This window comes from Rudanella lutea DSM 19387 (assembly GCF_000383955.1).
GTDB lineage: Bacteria > Bacteroidota > Bacteroidia > Cytophagales > Spirosomataceae > Rudanella > Rudanella lutea.
The window spans coordinates 602,242-617,061 of the sequence record NZ_KB913013.1; the positions used below are offsets into that span (position 1 = coordinate 602,242).

A 14,820-nucleotide genomic window follows, 5' to 3' on the forward strand; every position below is an offset into this window, starting at 1 on the left:
AAAAAACTTGTCCTGCACCAGAAAGGAAGCGAGTAGGATGAATTTCGCTCCGTTGTGCTTAGATTTTCCCATTCACACCTTGTAAACCAGCTATCCATTGCTCCGTCGTGTTCGTCACATATTGCTTAGTTTTCAGTACTTCCTCATTTATTCGTGGGCGGTACTCCGGCATGTGCTGATGCACCTGCTCCTGCTGCTGGTGGCTTACCTGAGCCTGACAAGCGGGCCGCAGATCGACGACATTTTCCGGTCGCTCAACGCGAGTGATCCCAATTTTTTCACCAACCGGCCCTTCCGGATTGCCACGCTCTACACCGCCATCTGGGGGCTGAGCATCTGGTTTTGTGGGCGTACCCTCCTCACCCTGGCCGATGTGCGAGGCCCGAAACTACTGGCTACGTTCCGGCGGTTTCCGCAACAGGAGTCCGAACGGGAGCGCGAACGACTCACGGTTTTTATCCGCATTGTTCCGATGCTGCTGGGCGTGTTGCCCCCCATACTGATTGCGATGGCGTTTGGGCGGGCCGAGAACGTGCAGCCGGTTTACGTGATCTGGTTTGTGGTGCTCGCCCTGGGGCTGGGCGTCTGGTTTTTGTACCACCGGGCTCTGCTTCGCAAACTGCTGCCCGGCATTCGGTTCGATCCGTATCTGTACTACCCCGACCGGCGGCACTGGCATAATGTCTGGCTGGCTTCCAACAACCCAACCCGGCTGATTTACGCCTTTTTGGTGGGCAACTGGTTTTTGTGGATGGCCATCATGTTTATCCCCGCCGACTGGATGATTTACCGTAAGCTCGGTCCGCTGGGGGTACTGCTCATCGGGTTTGTGTGGCTTACCCCGCTTGTATCAGTGCTTACGTACTGGAACCGCCCTACCCGACCGGTTCTGTTGTTGACGCTCCTCTGGATCATCTTTTGCAGTTTTTTTAACGACCATACCGAACTCCGATTTTCCGACACCCGGCCGAGTGCGTTACTGGCCGCCCGCCCAACTGTACCGGCCCATTTCGACCGGTGGCTGCAAGCCCGGGCAAATTGGCCGGGCGACACCTTGCCCGTTTTCATTGTGGCCACCGAGGGCGGGGGCATCCGAAGTCTGAACTGGACGGCGGGGGTACTGCACAAGCTCGATTCGTTGTTTCCGGCGTTTCGGCAACAGACATTTGCCATCAGTGGCGTATCGGGCGGGGGGGCCGGGGCCGCGCTATACGCTACATTCCAGCACGACCGGCGCACTCGCCCCCAACTGAAAACAAGCCAATTTCAACAGGCCATCGGTGAAGACTTTCTGTCGCCGGTGCTGGGGCCGCTTATTTTCCACGAATCGTTTCAGCGGATGCTGCCTGTTGCGGTGCAGCAACTCAACCGCAGCAACTGGCTCGAAGACGCCTGGAGCCTGTCGTACCAGAAGCACCTGCGGCTCGAAACCCTCGAAAAGCCCTTTATGGATACTTTTCGGGCCGATCCGCTCCACACGCCGAGTCTGTTTCTGAACAGTGTACTGACCGAAAGCGGCCAGAAATGTATTCTGAGCAACCTGCGCATCGACAGCACGTACTTCCGCGATGTAATTGATATTTACGACATTACCCGGCGCGATATGCCCGCCAAAACGGCGGCATCGCTCACAGCCCGGTTTCCGTGGCTCACGGGCGGGGGCCTCATCACCCAGCCCAACGGTCGGGCGTTTGGGCACGTGGTCGACGGCGGGTATTGGGATAATACGGGCCTCGAAACCGCCCTCTCCGTTCTGGCCGCCGTGACCCCCGCCATCGAAGCCCACAACCAACAACCAGACGCCCGGTTTCGGGTGGTGCCAGTGCTGCTGTACCTGCAAAATTCCATGCTTGACGACGATATTCGGGTGTCCGATACGTTTATCGACGTGGTCATGCCTATCGAAGCGTCGATGAATGCCAATCAGCGCAAATCAGCCTCTGTGGCCGGGCAGACCCGCAATATGCTAGCCCGGTACACGCCCCAAACGGCCTTTTACCAAATTTCGCTCGACCGGCATTCGGGCGTTCCACTACCCCTCGGCTGGTATCTCTCCGATGATGCCCGGCACGACTTATGGCGCAAAATCAACGCCATGCCGCACGATGCCGCTCCCACCATCCGGGCCATTGGAGCTTACTTCCGCACGGAGAATCGGTAGGTTTTGGGTTTGGGGTTTTTGGTTGACGGCGGGGTTAATTTCTATCATTTTAATAGATTTTACAGAAACATCGTCTGACGACGGGTTTACCTTCTGAACAAAACAGGTGGTAGTATGTCGTTATTAGACAAATTCATGAAGGGCCGGGCCGAGCTGACGATGCCAGACCCTGACGGGCTCATCAGCCGAAAAAGCTTTTTACAAGCGGCTGGCAGTGCGGTTGCGGCTGGGGTAGCCACGGGTGTGGTGGCTTCCTGCCAGACTCAGGGTCAATCGCCCAAATACCCGGTGCCTACGTCGGGGACTTACAAAGCCCCCACGGGCCAGCAGGTGCCCAGTTCGCCACCCTACTCTCCCCCGGCCACCGTCCCCACCGAGCCCGATGCACCCATTGAGCTGGAAGCCTGGAAATCGGACGCCGACCGGCAGTCGGGGCCTGTACCGACTCCCTTACCCAACGACGACCGGGTGGGGTATGCCCTGGTGGGGTTAGGCCACCTGACTCTGGAGGAACTGCTGCCCGCCTTTGGTGCCTGCAAAAAATCGAAGCCTGTAGCGCTGGTGAGCGGCAGCCCCGAAAAACTCCGGAAAGTAGCCCGGCAGTACGGCATCAAACCCGAAAACTGCTATAGTTACGACACCTACGACAAGCTCAAAGACAACCCTGAAGTGCAGGTCATCTACATTGTTTTGCCCAACTCCATGCACGCCGAGTTTACCATTCGGGGGGCACAGGCCGGTAAGCACATTCTCTGCGAAAAACCAATGGCAAACTCCGCGGCCGAGTGCCGGGCCATGATCGATGCCTGCCAGAAAGCGAACCGAAAACTGATGATCGCCTACCGGATTCAGTATGAGCCATACAACCGGTACGTACGCGGGCAACTCCAGAAAAACGAGTTCGGAAAGCCCAAGTTTGTGGATGCCTACAACTGCCAGTCGTCGGCTAATCCCAATCATTGGCGGCACATCAAAGCATTGGCCGGGGGCGGTGCCCTACCCGACATTGGGCTGTACTGCCTCAACACAACCCGGTTTATTCTGGGCGAAGAGCCCACTGAAGTATTTGCCTACACAGCCAGCGACCCATCCAATCCGCTGTTTAAGGAGGTGGAAGAAGTGTGCTCCTGGCAAATGAAGTTTCCGAGTGGCGTAATTGCTAATTGCGCCACCCATTACAACGTGCACGACGCCCGGCAGTACCGGGTCATGACCGAACGCGGCTGGTACGAGCTCGGCAATGCCTACGCCTATGAGGGGCAAAAACTGACTACCTCCCGCGCCGATGGCCCGATTGTGCGGCAGGAAAACGTGAGCATCACGGCCAAAAACCAGTTTGCTACCGAAATGGACCACTTTTCGGATTGCATCCTGACGAATAAAGATCCGTACACGCCCGGTCAGGAAGGCTTGCAGGATCAACAGATTATGGAAGCCATTTACCAGTCGGCGCGCGAAGGCCGCCCGGTCAAATTGCCGCCTGTCGAGAAGAAAGACGCCTTCCGCGGCCCTGAGCCCAACCTGACCTGACGCATTGTGGCTTTTGCGTTGAATCTGTATTCGTTACCCCCTGACAGGGGTCAAATACCCTGTCAGGGGTTGGGTCTCTCAACGTGTGTCATGAGAAATAGCGTAGGCCGAAACGTCAGCAACGGCAAACCAAAAACAATAAACCAGTAGCCTACATCCCGCCAATTAGAGCGGTAAGCTGAGGCTGGTACAGTCTTTGTACGACAAAGTAACTGTTACCAACTCTCTTTCGCCGTGCCTTGTCTGTACCGCCGTAGCCTTGTTCTGATTAGCCTGTTGAGCGTTCTCGTTCTGATTACCCACGCCCGAGTGCTGGCCCAGAACGTAACCGTCAAACGCACCGATGTGCAGCAGTCGGCGGTATCGGGGGCAACACAAAGCACCACAGCAGCAAATCCGGTTGATTTTACGGTGCGGGCCATCGACGAAAAAACGCAGGCAGACATTAGCGCGCAATACGAAATTCAGGCTGTGCTGGCCAAAAAGTCGTTCAAGGGTAGCAGTAAGCCGGGGCAACCCTTCCGGTTTGTACTCACCCGGACGGATACGCTGGTGGTAAAAACCGATGTAAAAGGCTACTACAAAACCGAGGAGGTCTTGTTGGTGTCGTGCGATACTTGCGGCACTTATGAGCACATCGCCGTTATGGAGCGGATCGATACGGTATTTACTGACCTGAAAGTCAATCAGGCCATCCGGCTCGACAATGTATATTTCGATCAGAGCAGCTACGTACTCCGGCCCGAGTCGAGCGTGCAACTCGACAAGCTACTGAAAACTCTTCGCACGAATCCCGGCCTCACCATTGAAATTGCGGGCCATACCGACAACGTGGGCGACCGTCGGCTCAACCAGGCGCTGTCGGAAAACCGGGCGCGGGTCATCACCAATTATCTCGTGACGCGGGGCATCACCGCTAACCGCCTTACTCCCAAAGGATACGGCGACGCCCGACCCGTGGCTCCCAACGATTCGGAAGACAACAAAAAGAAGAACCGGCGCGTTGAATTTGTGGTTTTGAAACTGTAAACGACAAATCCCAACCCGTAACTATGACGACGACGTATTTCGTCAAACCCGATTCGATTGTCCGGCGTATTTGGGGCGATGCCGACGTAATTCTGCTGGTGTTTGCCGGCTCGGCGGCCGAATTTGCCCTCAACAAGGCGGTCGACTGGCTGTTTTTCACCGGTAAGCTCCCCGCCGACCCGATTGCCCGGCTCTTTTCCACCGTTCGATACGCGCAGGAAATTGTATTTGCCCCCGAAGACCGGGCGCGGCAGGCCGTTCACCGCATGGGTGCTATTCATGGCGGGGTTGAGCGGCAACGCGGATACGCCATTCCCGACTGGGCCTACCGCGATGTCCTCTACATGCTCATCGACTATTCGGAGCGGGCCTATGCCCTACTGCACCGGCCCCTTTTGCCCGACGAGCAGAATGAATTGTTTACGGTGTTCCGGGCGGTGGGCGCGGGCATGGGCGTAGCTGACCTCCCCACGACCTACGCCGACTGGCAACGAGACCGGCAACTTCACCTCGACCGCGACCTGGCTCATAGCGATTTTACCGACCAGCTTTTCGCCCGTTACCGCGAACAATTGGGCAGTTGGCGGTACAACCTGCTGCTTCAGGCACAGGCACTGCTGGTGCCCAGAGCCGTAAGCGAACGGTTGCCCCTACCCCAAAAACCGGTGCTGGCTCAAACCATTGGCCTATACCGAATTCTCAACGGCCTCGGGCTGCGGTCGGTGGTGCAGCGGGTCTTGTTACCGACCGAGTACCTCGATCAGATTCGGGCCCTCGACAAGCGAAACAGTTAGCCGCCGGGCGTGTTAGACAGAGACCAAACTGCTCTGCCCATGTGCCGATTCCTACTGCTGTTTATGCTCCTTTCGCCGATGGACGCCTTACCCGCAGAACCAACCCTCCGGCAGTGGCTCGCCGAACGCCAATGGAAAAACCGGATTGTACTTCTGTACGCCCCCTCGGCCAACTCGCCCGAACTCCGGCAGCAACGCCAGCTGCTCAGCGCCGACCGGCCCGGCCTCGATGAACGTGATTTACTCATTCGGGAAGTAACGGCCGACAACCTCTCCGCCACCGACCAAGCCTACCTCGCCCGCACGCTCGACGTGCCCGGAGCGGGCTTTCAGGCGTTGCTCATCGGGAAAGATGGCGGGGTTAAGCTCCGTCAGTCATCGCCGTTTACGCTCAAACAACTCTTTACCACCATCGACGGGATGTATATGCGGCAACAGGAGATGAAAAAGAGCCGCCGGTAACCCGGATGCCGGGGGCAACCGCTATTTTTGCGACTGTATCGTTTTGCCTTCTCTGCATGCAGTATCTGTTTTTTATTCTGGCTATTCTGACGGGCGTTGGCATCAGCGTACAGTCGGGGGTCAACTCCTCGCTCCGGCACGCCCTGAGCAACCCTGTTTTAGCCGCCCTCATCTCGTTCGGCACCGGCTTTTTTGCCCTGGTAGCTGTTCACCTGTTTTCAGGTAACCCAACTCCCACTGCCGACGAGCTCCGGCAGATCAACTGGTGGAAATGGACTGGTGGCGTCATTGGCGCGTGTTACGTCACTACGGTTATTATTAGTGTCTCGAAAATTGGCCCGGCCAACCTGCTGAGCCTCAGTGTGGCCGGGCAGCTGATTGCCGCCGTTATTCTGGACCACTACGGACTGCTTGGCTTTCAGTCGCACCCGGCCAATATCTGGCGATTGGTCGGTGTGGCCCTCATCATTGCGGGGGTCGTATTTGTCGTAAAAAATTAGGCATGATTCGCTACCGTTTCTACCCCACGCTACTCAACGTTTTTTCGCGCTACCTGCAGGGTGGCCCGGTGAGCGAGGCCGATGTACTGGCCGTAGTCAACCGCGTGCCCAGGCCTGCCACTGCCGCGCAGGAACGGGGCACCTCGTTTGAGGAAGCCGTAATCAAAGGCACAGACGAGGAGCGGTTCGACCCGACAATTCTGGCCAAAGTACGCAAGCTGCTCCCCCGGCCTATTGTAGATGTGCAGGTTTATTGCCAGTGGGAAATTGACGATGTACTGTTTTACGGCTATGTAGACCTGATCGGCAAATTCAAAGCCGTTGACCTTAAAACGACCTCCTCGTATCAGAAAGACCGGTACGTACACAACCATCAGAACCTGTATCTGCACGCTCTCAAAACGAAAGGGATTCGGCTTATGGAGTACGTGGTCACCGATTTTCAGGACGTATACGTGGAAAGCTACGCCCTGACCAATCCCATCGATCGGCAGCTGGAAGAAATCCGGCTTTTCAAGACTTTTCTGAACGAGCACCGCGCCCTTATCACCGACAAGAAAATTTTTGTGGATGGGTAACCGGGTTATTCAGCTGTACCGAAATGCATACCGGGGCCTGTCGCCGTCGGTCTGGCTTTTATCGGGGGTGATGCTCATTAACCGGTGCGGTACCATGGTGCTCCCCTACCTGAGCCTCTACCTCACCCAAAATCTGCACTACACCGTAGCTCAAACGGGCGTAGTGATGGCCTTGTACGGCTGCGGAGCCATTGTGGGTGCATACCTCGGCGGCCGCCTGACCGACCGGTTCGGGTTTGCCCCCGTGCAGTTGTACAGCCTCTTTTTCGGCGGAGTGTTTCTGCTGGGTTTCCAGTTTGTGACCGACTTTACGGCCATGTGTGGGGCGGCTTTTTGCTTTACCCTGCTCGGCGACACCTTCCGCCCGGCCAACTCGGCCGCTATCGCCCATTATAGCGACGAAGCCACGCGCACCCGGGCGTTTTCGCTCAACCGACTGGCAATCAACCTCGGCTGGGCAGTCGGGGGCGGTCTGGGCGGTTTTCTGGCCGGTATCGACTATAGCCTGCTCTTTTGGGCCGATGGCCTGACGTGCATTCTGGCGGCCGTGGTTCTATACCTGAGCCTACCCCGCGCGAAAAAAACGCCGGTTCCGCTCACCCCGCTCTCCACCGAAAGCCTACATACCCCTCCGACCCATGCCGAGCCTGTACAATCGGCCTACCGAGACGGGTATTTCCTGCGGGTCATGGCCCTGACGTTGCTCTTCGTTTGCGCGTTTGTGCTCATGTTCAGCCTGTTACCGCTCTACTTCAAGCAGGTGCTCCACCTCCGCGAAGCCCAGATTGGCCTGCTCATGAGCCTGAACGGATTACTAATTGTAGCGGTCGAAATGGCGTTGGTGTTTACCCTCGAAAAACGCCTGCCCGAAGCCCGCTCCAAGCTCCGCATCATCGCCCTCGGCGTGGGGCTTACCGGCATGGCCTATGCCGGGCTTACCCTGAGTACCTGGCCGGGTCTGGCACTCGTCACCATCCTGCTCATGACCTTTGGCGAAATGCTGGCGATGCCGTTTATGCAAACACTCGCCGTTACCCGGTCGAATGCCCAAAACCGGGGGCAGTATATGGCCCTGTATTCGATGGCGTGGGCCGTTTCGCAACTCATCAGTCCGCTGGTGGGCGCCCAAATAGCCGGATCGGCGGGGTTTGTTACGTTATGGTGGGTAGCGACCTGTGCCTGTGCCCTCTCAACGGCTGGTTTCTGGTGGTTAAGTCGGCCGACGATTTTTCGGTCGGTTGCGGGTAAAATGCAGGGGAGCAACCCTTTCTAATTTAGCCGACTGCTAAGGGGCAGTCATGCACGCAACTATCAACCACATTTCCACCTGATTCATGGATCAGTCAGAACAGTCAACGAGCCCCTCACGGCGTCAGTTCCTGCAAACCGGGGCACTGGCCGCAGCGAGTAGCTTCTTTATCGTACCCCGCCATGTGCTGGGCAAGGGGTTCATTGCCCCCAGCGACAAGCTGAACATTGCTGGCGTCGGAATCGCTGGCAAAGGCTTTTCGGACACCAACAATTCGTTCAACAACGGAGCCAACAACATAGTCTCTCTATGCGATGTTGACTGGGGCCGCGAACAGGTGCAGGCTCAGTTCAAGAAGCACGAAAAGGCTACGCGCTACAAAGACTTCCGCCAGATGCTGGAGAAGGAAGCCAAAAACATCGATGCCGTTACGGTTTCGACTGCCGACCACACCCACGCCGTTGTGGCTATGGCCGCCATGCAGCTGGGTAAGCACGTGTACGTGCAGAAACCGCTCACTCATAATATCTACGAAGCCCGGATGCTGACCGAAGCCGCCCGCAAATACAAGGTGGTGACGCAGATGGGGAATCAGGGTGCCTCAAACCCGCAGCAGGAGCAAATGGTAGCCTGGTTTGACAAAGGACTGCTCGGCAAAGTGCATACAGTACACCTCTGGACCAACCGCCCGGTATGGCCACAGGGGATTCCGGTACCGCCACCGGCTGGCGAAGTCCCCGCCGACCTCGACTGGGATACCTGGCTCGGACCCGCTCAGAAAGTAGGGTACACGCCAGCGTACCACCCCTTCAAGTGGCGTGGCTGGTGGAACTTCGGAGCGGGAGCACTCGGCGACATCGGCTGCCACATCATGGACGTACCGTTCCGGGTACTCCGGTTGGGCTACCCCACTGAAGTGGAGGCCAGCATTGGTTCGGTATTCCTCAAAGACTGGACGCCCGAGTATATTCCCGAAGGCTGCCCACCGTCGTCGCACGTGGAGCTGAAGTTTCCGGCAACGGCCAAAAATAAGCAGGACGTTCGGATGACCTGGTCCGATGGTGGTATTCGTCCGTTCCGGCCCGAATGGCTGCCCGAAGGCGAGCCGATGCCCGAAAACGGCGAAAACGGCATGTTGATGATCGGCGACAAAGGCTTGCTCGTTTGCGGTCTGTACGGCAACGATCCTCGTCTGTACACCAAGAGTGGTCAGAAATACGTGGGCGATCCGAAGCCGGAGAGCGTAACCAAACTGCCCGAAAACGGCCACCAGATTTTGTGGACCGAGGCTTGTAAGGCTGGCTTCAACAGCAAGGAGCACAAAGCCCTGCACTCATCGTTCGACTTTGCCGGCCCGCTCACCGAGTCGGTACTGATGGGTAACCTCGCCATTCGGAGCTACACCCTGCGCACACCTCGGGCCAACAGCCGCAGCTTCGACTACCCCGGCCGTAAGCGCCTGATGTGGGACGGCGTGAACATGAAGGTGACGAACTTCGATGATGCCAACCAGTTTGTGAAGCGCGAGTACCGCGAAGGCTGGAAGTTGGTTTAATCTCGATTAACTAAAAACGGGCGAAGGGAGTCTATGACTGATAAATCAGTCATAGACTCCCTTCGCCCGTTTTTGTCTTTTCCGTTTATCTTACACCGGCGAATTCCCTCGAATAATCCGAAGCAAAATCACAACAACTGCGATAACGAGCAGAACGTGAATCAGGTTACCAAGGCCAAAGCCACCAAAACCTAAGAATCCGATGAGCCAGAGGATGATGCAAATCACCGCAATGGTGTACAGTATGTTTCCCATGATAGTTTGAATGTTAGAATGTACTAAGGGTTTATATAAATATCATACCAGAACTATCTTATAACTGATTATCAGGCAATTAACCCATGTTAACGTTTATTGTATCACGTTACATTGTGGAAAAGGATTCTCAAACTGTTACAAAATAGTGGCACCTCTCTACACGTACGGTTTTTCTACACAGCACCTGTTTATTTAGCCAAAGGAGTTTCATTCGATACAGGCAATGTGAAGCAATTTGTATGCCCACCCCGGCCGGGCGCTGTGCCGCGCGCTCCGTTATAAATCAGTCTGTTGATGGATCGAACGGCGTCCGTGTCGACGCAGGCAGCGCGTCTTTTTCCGCCTCTATCCCGCAGAGAGAGGGGTTTTGTGTCCCAATTGGTCACGAATTGGTAATCGTGGGGTAACACCTACGTAACGTAGCGAGTGTCTCTTTGCAGCGGTAACTAGACGTACCGTCTTTCATGAAAAAACTACTATTCTCGCTTCTCTTTTTGAGTGCTTTTGTCAGTACCGAACTACGCGCACAAACCACCCAAACATCCATAGTTGGCGTGGTGCTCGAAAACGGAAAAACACCGCTACCCGGAGCAACCGTGCTCCTCCGCAACGAATCGACGGGCTTTTCGACCGGCACCGTTACAAACGTAAAAGGCGAATACTCGTTCAAAGAGCTCCCACTCGGTGGGCCTTACACCGTGCGCGCTACGTTTGTGGGCTTTGGTGAGCAGAAACAAACAGGCTACATGCTCAACCAGGGTGATCTGATCCGCATTAACCTCACGATGCAGGAGAGCGGACAGAATCTCGACGTGGTGGATGTAGTAGCCTCGGGCCTCAAAAACAAAGTCGAAAACTTTGGCGCTGCAACCGCCGTCTCGGCCCGATCTATTGCAACCCTGCCCGTAAACGGCCGGAATTTCACCTCCCTCACCGACCTTTCTCCACTCGCGGGCCGGGGTGGAAACCTGTCGGGGCAACTCGGCTCATCGACCAACTTCACCATCGACGGGATGACGGCCAAAAACCCCACCTCGGCCGGGTCGACCACGAGCCGGAGCGGGGCCCCCTACTCCATCTCGATCGAAGCCGTCCGGGAGTTTAAGGTGATTACCAATCAGTACGACGTGGTGTACGGCCGGGCCGGGGGTGGCCTGATTTCGTCGGTAACGAAGTCGGGGACCAATCAGCTCACGGGGAGCGTGTTTAACTACACCCGTGCCAACTGGCTCGCCAGCAAATACGACATCCGGGGTAATCCGCGCACGATCAAGTACTCGACCAACCAGTTTGGGTTCTCGCTGGGTGGCCCCATCATCAAAGACAAGCTGCACTATTTTGTGGTGTGGGACCGGCAGCAGGACTCGCGCCCGCTCATTGTAGCCGACGTGCAGTCGCCGGTTGATGAGAACCGTTTCAACGTAACCCGGGCCACGCTTGACCGGTTTGTGGGTATTGCCCGTTCGCTGTACGGCACGGCCAACACACCCCAATACGGGCAGTTCGACAAGGTGCGTGGCTCCAACGCGGGTTTTCTGCGGCTCGACTGGCAGATTAACAACCGAAACCTGCTGACCATCCGCAACAACTTCACGAGCGACCGCAACAAGCTGGGCCTGGCCGATAATACCTCGATCAATATTTACGAATCGTACGGCAACGACTTCAATTGGGATAACAGCATGCTGGCCACGCTGCGCACCTCGGTAAGCCCACGGGTCACCAACGAACTGAAATTCCAGCACCTGTACACCTACCAGCTCAGCAGCCCCGGCGATCAGTTGCCCTCGGCCAACATTCCACGGGCCATTGTCGAAAACGTGGTGTCGACTGTCGGGGGAGCAAACCGCTCGACCAACATCCAGATGGGTGGACACCGATTTGCGCAGGAAGGCTTCAAAAACAACGTGCTGCAACTGGTCAACAACTTGTACTACAATACCGACAAGGCCCAGTTTACGTTTGGCACCGACCTGATGTACACGCATTCGAATTCGGTGTATGGTAGCGAGGTTAACGGCCGGTTCCACTTCACCGTGGACGGGTCGCTGTCGGCCCTCGACAAATTTGAGCGGCTCCAGCCCTACCGGTACTTCCGCGAGGTACCCCTGAAAGACGACTGGAGCGTGCGCGGTAGCATTTGGAACGCGGGGATTTACGGCCAAATGAGTACCCGGCTTGCCACCGGCCTCGACATGACGGCCGGTCTCCGCTTCGACTACGCTCACTACCCCAAAGCGGCTCTCAATCAGGCCGTATTGCAGGACTTGAATTTGCGCACCGACAACCGGCTCCGGTCGTTTGTGGCACAGCCACGCCTGCAATTTACCTGGGACGTGAACGAGCAACGGCGCGACATTATCCGGCTCGGGGGCGGGGTATTTGCCTCGGACATCAACAACTATGTACTGATCAACAACCTGACCTTCGACGGTACCAATCTGGCTACGGTCGATGTTCGCGGGGCCAACGTGCCTACGCCCGACTTTGCGGCTTACCGGGCCAACTACAGCAGCATTCCCTCGCTCGGGCAGTTTCAGCTACCCACCATCAACATGACCGGGGCCAACGCCCGCGTACCGGTTCTGTACAAAGCCAACCTCTCGTACACCCGGTTTGTGACCGATCGCCTGAAAGTGAGCCTGTCGGGCTTTATGTCGCTGGCCCGCAACAACTACACCTACGTAGACCGGAACATGGTGACGGAGCCCTTTTTCCGGCTCGCCAACGAGGGTAACCGGGGCGTGTACGTGCCGCTCAACACTATGCCCGCCAACGGTGCCGGCGACTGGTTGCAGGGCCGCATCAGTCAACGGTTGGGCCGGGTACTTGAGCTGACCAGCGACGGTAAGGTGAACAACTTTGCCGCCGTGGTTGATGCTACGTACCGGTATTTCCGCGATGGCGAATTTACCGCCAGCTACACCTGGAACGATACCCGCGACAACACCTCGTACAATGGCAACGTAGCCAACACGGCTACCCTGGTGCAGCCCGTTGCCGACGACCCGCGCAACCTGAGCCGCGTAACCTATTCTGACAACCATTTCCGGCACAAAGTAGTCGTGTATGGCACCTTGCCTACGTTCTGGGGCGTATCGGTAGGGGTGCGGTATTCGGGGCTGGGCGGCACGCGCTACACCCTCCTGTCGGGGGCTAACAGCAACGCCGACTTTGTGTCCGGGCAAAATGACCTGGCGTTTATCTTCGACCGCAACAGCGAGAGCGTGCCGGCCAACGTACGCGCGGGCTTGCAGGCTATTCTGGACAACCCCAATGCGAGCCAGAGTATCAAAGACTATATTAATCGGTACTCTGGGCAGATTGCCGAGCGCAACGGAGGCATCAACGGGTTCTACGGTATCTTCGATATTCGGGCCAGCAAGCGGGTACGGGTGTACCGGAACCACACAATCGAGGTATCGGCCGACATCTTTAACTTCGCCAACTTCCTCAAGAAGAGCTGGGGAACCAACCGCACGCTCGGGTCGCAGGCCCTGTACGCGCTGGGGATTCCGGCATCGGGTAGCACGCCCGCCGTTTCGCCCTTCGACCGGACCAATGCCCGCTACGTGTACCGGGTCAACACGGCCGGAGTGGTTACTCCTTCTGGTGATCCGTTCCAGGTTCAGCTCGGTATTCGTTACGGATTTTAACGGTTGCAGTAGTTGAAGCTTCTTTTCCGGTTTTGCGTTTGGGGATCGATACCCTACACGCAAAACCATTTTCATAAACCAACCCCAAACTCAATGTTCAAATCAATCGGTGCGATGGGCCTGTTGTTGTGCGCCCAACTCACGTTTGCCCAAACCAAACTCGACCGTCAGGGACACCGGGGCGCCCGGGGCCTGATGCCTGAAAATACCGTGGCCGCTATGAAAAAGGCGCTCGATGTGGGTGTCGAAACCCTGGAGCTGGACGTGGTAATCTCGAAAGACAAGCAGGTGGTGGTATCGCACGACCACTACATGGCCGCGAGTATTTCGACCAAACCCGATGGCACGCCCGTGACCGAGGCCGAGCAGAAATCCATCAACCTGTACCAGATGCCCTACGCCGACATTCGGGCGTTTGATGTAGGTAGCCGACCCCACGCTCAGTTTCCCGATCAGAAAAAATTTAAGGCCTACAAACCCCTGCTGGCTGAACTGATCGACTCGGTTGACACCTACGCCCGCACAAAGGGGCTGCCGTTGCCCCGGTATAATATTGAAATAAAATCGGCTCCGGCGGGGGATAACGTATCGCACCCAGCCCCACAGGAGTTTGTGGATCTGGTGTTGCCGATTTGCCAGAAAAAGCTGGGCAAGCGGTTCTATGTGCAGTCGTTTGATGTGCGGCCGTTGCAGGTTATTCACAAACAGCACCCGGAGGTACCCATTGCGTACCTGACCGCCAACGCCAAAACCGTGGACGAAAACCTGGCCGCACTCGGATTTACGCCGTTTGCCTATAGCCCCTACTACAAGGGCGTAACCGACCAAACTGTAAAAACCTGCCACCAGAAAGGAATGCAGATCATCCCGTGGACGGTAAATACGAAAGAAGAAATCAGTAATCTGGTAAAACTGGGCGTCGACGGCATCATCACCGACTACCCCAATCTGTTTTAGGTCGGGCTTATTTCAACAAGAAATTCGGCGGACCGGAAAGAGTTTTTATGACTCCTTTCGGCCCGCCGAATTTCTTGTTATACAACCGTGA

The 14,820-nt window shown here is 56.5% G+C and carries 12 protein-coding genes; 11 read left to right on the forward strand and 1 reads right to left on the reverse strand.

Annotated features, from left to right (window positions below; all coding sequences use genetic code 11):
* Window positions 1-97: 97 nt before the first annotated feature.
* The 9 genes from RUDLU_RS0102665 to RUDLU_RS0102705 all read left to right on the forward strand — a co-directional run bounded on the left by RUDLU_RS0102665 (window position 98) and on the right by RUDLU_RS0102705 (window position 9,858).
* Window positions 98-2,161: a patatin-like phospholipase family protein gene (locus tag RUDLU_RS0102665; RefSeq protein ID WP_211220193.1), complete on the forward strand. Its 2,064-nt coding sequence runs from the start codon at window positions 98-100 to the stop codon at window positions 2,159-2,161.
* A gap of 114 nt (window positions 2,162-2,275) precedes the next feature.
* Window positions 2,276-3,691, forward strand: a complete 1,416-nt coding sequence (locus RUDLU_RS0102670; protein WP_019986802.1) for a Gfo/Idh/MocA family oxidoreductase — start codon at window positions 2,276-2,278, stop codon at window positions 3,689-3,691.
* A gap of 276 nt (window positions 3,692-3,967) precedes the next feature.
* Window positions 3,968-4,720, forward strand: a complete 753-nt coding sequence (locus tag RUDLU_RS0102675; RefSeq protein ID WP_342663116.1) for an OmpA family protein — start codon at window positions 3,968-3,970, stop codon at window positions 4,718-4,720.
* Between the two features lie 23 nt (window positions 4,721-4,743).
* On the forward strand, window positions 4,744-5,514 hold the full coding sequence (locus tag RUDLU_RS0102680) for an oxygenase MpaB family protein (protein WP_019986804.1): 771 nt from the start codon (window positions 4,744-4,746) through the stop codon (window positions 5,512-5,514).
* Window positions 5,515-5,553: 39 nt separating this feature from the next.
* Window positions 5,554-5,976, forward strand: a complete 423-nt coding sequence (locus RUDLU_RS0102685) for a DUF4174 domain-containing protein (RefSeq protein WP_019986805.1) — start codon at window positions 5,554-5,556, stop codon at window positions 5,974-5,976.
* A gap of 56 nt (window positions 5,977-6,032) precedes the next feature.
* Window positions 6,033-6,476, forward strand: a complete 444-nt coding sequence (locus RUDLU_RS0102690; protein ID WP_027302698.1) for a DMT family transporter — start codon at window positions 6,033-6,035, stop codon at window positions 6,474-6,476.
* A 2-nt stretch (window positions 6,477-6,478) separates the two neighbouring features.
* Window positions 6,479-7,054 carry a hypothetical protein gene (locus RUDLU_RS0102695; protein ID WP_019986807.1) on the forward strand — a complete coding sequence of 192 codons (576 nt, stop codon included), beginning with the start codon at window positions 6,479-6,481 and terminating at the stop codon, window positions 7,052-7,054.
* On the forward strand, window positions 7,047-8,327 hold the full coding sequence (locus RUDLU_RS0102700; RefSeq protein ID WP_019986808.1) for an MFS transporter: 1,281 nt from the start codon (window positions 7,047-7,049) through the stop codon (window positions 8,325-8,327). The genes RUDLU_RS0102695 and RUDLU_RS0102700 overlap by 8 nt, the downstream gene beginning before the upstream one ends.
* A 61-nt stretch (window positions 8,328-8,388) precedes the next feature.
* Window positions 8,389-9,858 carry a Gfo/Idh/MocA family protein gene (locus tag RUDLU_RS0102705; RefSeq protein ID WP_019986809.1) on the forward strand — a complete coding sequence of 490 codons (1,470 nt, stop codon included), beginning with the start codon at window positions 8,389-8,391 and terminating at the stop codon, window positions 9,856-9,858.
* Between the two features lie 90 nt (window positions 9,859-9,948).
* Here RUDLU_RS0102705 and RUDLU_RS29565 read toward each other — a convergent pair whose 3' ends face one another.
* A complete protein-coding gene (locus RUDLU_RS29565) occupies window positions 9,949-10,113 on the reverse strand; it encodes a lmo0937 family membrane protein (RefSeq protein ID WP_019986810.1) in 165 nt (54 codons plus the stop codon).
* 467 nt (window positions 10,114-10,580) lie between these two features.
* Here RUDLU_RS29565 and RUDLU_RS0102715 point away from each other — a divergent pair, with 467 nt between their 5' ends.
* Both RUDLU_RS0102715 and RUDLU_RS0102720 read left to right on the forward strand, forming a co-directional pair.
* Window positions 10,581-13,772, forward strand: a complete 3,192-nt coding sequence (locus RUDLU_RS0102715; protein WP_027302699.1) for a TonB-dependent receptor — start codon at window positions 10,581-10,583, stop codon at window positions 13,770-13,772.
* Window positions 13,773-13,865: 93 nt separating this feature from the next.
* The gene (locus RUDLU_RS0102720; protein WP_019986812.1) at window positions 13,866-14,729 is read left to right on the forward strand and encodes a glycerophosphodiester phosphodiesterase family protein; all 864 of its coding nucleotides are present in this window, start codon (window positions 13,866-13,868) and stop codon (window positions 14,727-14,729) included.
* The last annotated feature ends 91 nt before the right edge of the window (window positions 14,730-14,820 follow it).